At 71.1% G+C, this 3,318-nt stretch carries 5 protein-coding genes; 2 read left to right on the plus strand and 3 right to left on the minus strand.

Annotation, left to right across the window (positions count from 1 at the left end):
* A partial coding sequence (locus AC27VN_RS36595) for a cupin domain-containing protein (RefSeq protein ID WP_490879802.1) occupies positions 1-291 on the minus strand: 291 nt, incomplete at its 3' end.
* Positions 292-366: 75 nt separating this feature from the next.
* On the opposite strand from AC27VN_RS36595, the gene AC27VN_RS36600 reads away from it, so the two are divergent.
* A complete protein-coding gene (locus tag AC27VN_RS36600) occupies positions 367-1,584 on the plus strand; it encodes a multidrug effflux MFS transporter (RefSeq protein WP_490879803.1) in 1,218 nt (405 codons plus the stop codon).
* A gap of 82 nt (positions 1,585-1,666) precedes the next feature.
* Positions 1,667-2,278: a class I SAM-dependent DNA methyltransferase gene (locus AC27VN_RS36605; RefSeq protein WP_490879804.1), complete on the plus strand. Its 612-nt coding sequence runs from the start codon at positions 1,667-1,669 to the stop codon at positions 2,276-2,278.
* Positions 2,279-2,285: 7 nt separating this feature from the next.
* On the opposite strand, the gene AC27VN_RS36610 is transcribed toward AC27VN_RS36605, so the two are convergent.
* Together AC27VN_RS36610 and AC27VN_RS36615 are read right to left on the minus strand one after the other, a co-directional pair.
* Positions 2,286-3,002: an ABC transporter ATP-binding protein gene (locus AC27VN_RS36610; protein WP_490879805.1), complete on the minus strand. Its 717-nt coding sequence runs from the start codon at positions 3,000-3,002 to the stop codon at positions 2,286-2,288.
* A gap of 61 nt (positions 3,003-3,063) precedes the next feature.
* Positions 3,064-3,318 (minus strand): ABC transporter ATP-binding protein C-terminal domain-containing protein (locus AC27VN_RS36615; RefSeq protein WP_490879806.1); only part of this gene is annotated, 255 nt, incomplete at its 5' end.

The raw sequence follows: 3,318 nt of genomic DNA on the forward strand, positions 1-3,318 counted from the left end.
GCCGCGCTGCTCGCGGCTCAGGCGCGTGCCGTCCTGCAGCGGCCCGGGCGGATCGCTCGCGGCCGAGAAGGGCAGGCCGTTGGTCAGCAGGAAGAAGTCGCCGGCCTCCAGCATCACCGGCGCGGCCGCGCCGTCGACCTGGATGCGGAAGCGACCCTCGAGCACGCAGCCCAGCTTGATGTGCGAGGCGTAGTGCCCGTAGCGGAAGGCCCAGCGGCCGCGCGCCTCGAAGCGCGACGAGAGCGTGCTGCTCACCGTGAGCATGGCGAGCACGTCGGACAAGGGATCCATGATTCTGTACGAATGAATAGGAAATGCGTGCTGATGATTATTCAATCATTCAGTCCAACGCGCGACCATCGGGGCATGTCCTCCTCGAACGCTCCAGTTTTCCGTCACGCCGTCGTGCTGGGCCTGCTCACCACCATCGGCCCTTTCGCCATCGACATGTACCTGCCCGCGCTGCCCGCCATCGGGCGCGCGCTGAACGCCGATCCGCATGCGATGCAGGCCAGCCTGATGGCCTTCTTCATCGCGGTCGGCGCCGGCCAGTTGGTCGCGGGCCCGCTGTCGGACATGTTCGGCCGCCGCCGGCCGATGGTCGCGGGCCTCGTGCTGTTCATGCTCGCCAGCATCGGCTGCGCGTTCGCGCCCGACGTGGGCGTGCTGGTCGCGCTGCGCTTCGTGCAGGGGCTCGGCGCCTGCGCCTGCATGGTCACGCCGCGCGCCGTGGTGCGCGACCTGTACACCGGGCCCGAGGCGGCGCGGATGATGTCGCTGCTGCTGATGGTCTACAGCGTGTCGCCGATCCTCGCGCCGCTGGCCGGCAGCCTCGTGGCCGAGAGCCTGGGCTGGCGCGCGGTGTTCGTCGCCGTCGCCGCCGTCGGGCTCGCGGGCCTCGCGATGCTGCTGGCCCTGCTGCCCGAGACCCGGCCCGCGGCCGCGCGGCTGTCGAGCAACTTCCGCAGCGCCATGGCCGGCTATGGCGTGCTGCTGCGCGACCGCCACTTCATGGCGCTGGCCTTCATGGCCTCGTTCACCGTCTCGAGCTTCTTCGTCTACGTGGCCAACTCGCCCTTCGTGATGAGCACGCACTTCGGCGTCTCGCCGCGCCTGTACGCGGTGCTGTTCGCGCTCAACGCCGTGTCGCTGCTCGCGCTGTCGCAGGCCAACGGCCGGCTGGTGGCGCGCTTCGGTATCCGGCGCGTGCTGCGCACGGCGGTGATCGCACAGGCCGCCACTATCGGGCTGCTGCTGGTGCTCACGCTCGCGGGCATGGACCGGCTCTCCGTGTTGGTGGCGCTGCTGATGATCGGCTTCGGCCTCAACGGCCTGATCGTGCCCGCGGCCTTCGTGCTCGCGATGGAAGGCCATGCCGCGCTCGCGGGCACGGCCTCGGCGCTGATCGGCACGATGAACTTCGCGGGCGGCGCGGTGATGGTGGCGCTGGTCGCGCCGTTTGCCGACGGCACGCCGCTGCCGATGGTGGGGGGCATCGCCGGCTGCGCCGCGGTCGTGCTGACGCTGGCCTTGCGCACCCTGCGACCGGTGCGGCGCGTGCCCGGTGTCATGCAGGGGTTCTAAGTGATTGCCCCGTGAGCAAGGGGCGGCCTTGGGCCTAGCCTTTGCGCGTTCCGTCGGCGCCCGATGGACCGGAAAGGCTCCCATGGACATCCCCGCCCCGGTGCTCGACAGCATGCAGCGCACGCTCCAGTCCTACGAGGCGTCCGCGCGCGACTACGACGCGATCGTGGCGGACCATCCGCCGCCCGAGATCGAGGACGCGCTGCGCCGCATGGTGGCGTGCATGCCCGCGGGCGGCAGCGTGCTCGAGGTCGGCTCGGGCACGGGGCGCGATGCCGACTTCGTCGAATCGCTGGGCGTGATCGTCAGGCGCACCGATGCGACGCAGGCCTTTCTCGACCTGCAGGCCGAGCGCGGCAAGCAGGGCGCGCTGCTCAATGTGGTCACCGACCCGCTGGGCGGGCCCTATGACGCCATCCTCGCGATGGCCGTGCTGATCCATGTCGATCGCGCGCAGATCGCGCCGGTGCTGCGCAAGGTGTTCGACGCGCTCGCGCCCGGCGGCGCCTTCCTCGCGGGCATGCGCATCGGCGAGGGCGAGACCAACGGCGACTACCAGACCGTGTACTGGGACCGCGACCTGTTCGCCGCGCAGCTCGCGGCGGCCGGGCTGCGACTGGATTGGGAGCGGCAGTGGATCGGCCGCGAGGACGTGCGCTGGGCCAGCTTCCTGGCCTGCCGTCCGCCCGGATGAACGCCGCCTACACGCCCAGGTAGCGCGTCCACAGCGAGCGGTCGGCATCGAGCGCGGCCGAGTCGCCCTGCCACACCACGCGCCCGCGCTCGAGGATCACGTGCCGGTCGGCCAGCGGCAGCAGGCGCTGCACATACTTGTCGACCACCAGGATCGCCTCGCCCTCCGACTTGAGCGTGGCGATGCAGTGCCAGATCTCCTCGCGGATCACGGGCGCGAGGCCTTCGGTGGCCTCGTCGAGGATCAAGAGGCGCGGATGCGTGGACAGCGCGCGCGCGATCGCCAGCATCTGCTGCTCGCCGCCCGAGAGCTGGTTGCCCGCGTTGGTCTTGCGCTCCGCGAGGCGCGGGAACAGGCCGTACAGCGCCTCGACGGTCCAGCGCGGCGCGCTGCCGGGGCGCGGGCGCGCGAAGGCGCGCAGGTGCTCGTCCACGCTGAGATTGGGGAACACGTGCCGGCCCTCGGGCACGATGGCCACGCCGCGGCGCGCGATGGCGTCGGGCTTGTGGCCGCCGATGGCCGCGCCGCCGAAGCGCAGCTCGCCGCGCATCGGCGCGAGCATGCCGGTGATGACCTTGAGCAGGGTGCTCTTGCCCATGCCGTTGCGGCCCAGCAGCGCGAGCACCTCGCCCGCGCCGATGCGCAGGTCGATGCCGAACAGCACCTGGCTCGCGCCATAACCGGCCTCGATGGCGCTGGCTTCCAGCAATGTCGTCGAGTTCATTGAAGTACCTTCGTGCTTCGCACTGCGGTGCGAGCTTGCTTGGGGCGGCCCGGCGCGGCGCTCATGCGTGACCTTCCGCTTCGGTGCCCAGGTAGACCGCCTGCACGTCGGGATGCCCGCGCACCTCGTCGGCCGTGCCGCTCATCAGCACGCGGCCCTGCACCAGCACCGTGAGCCGGCTGGCGAGGCGGAACACCGCGTCCATGTCGTGCTCGATCAGCAGGATCGCCATCGAGGCGCGCAGCGACTCGATCAGGTCGACCATGCGCGCCGACTCGTCGGGGCCCATGCCGGCCATCGGCTCGTCGAGCAGCAG

This window comes from Variovorax sp. 20P10.2.4 (assembly GCF_058244205.1).

Bases quoted from the DNA above. Each gene is read 5' to 3' on its own strand.
- AC27VN_RS36600 (WP_490879803.1), top strand. From the start codon at position 367: ATGTCCTCCTCGAACGCTCCAGTTTTCCGTCACGCCGTCGTGCTGGGC.
- AC27VN_RS36605 (WP_490879804.1), top strand. From the start codon at position 1,667: ATGGACATCCCCGCCCCGGTGCTCGACAGCATGCAGCGCACGCTCCAG.
- AC27VN_RS36610 (WP_490879805.1), bottom strand. From the start codon at position 3,002: ATGAACTCGACGACATTGCTGGAAGCCAGCGCCATCGAGGCCGGTTAT.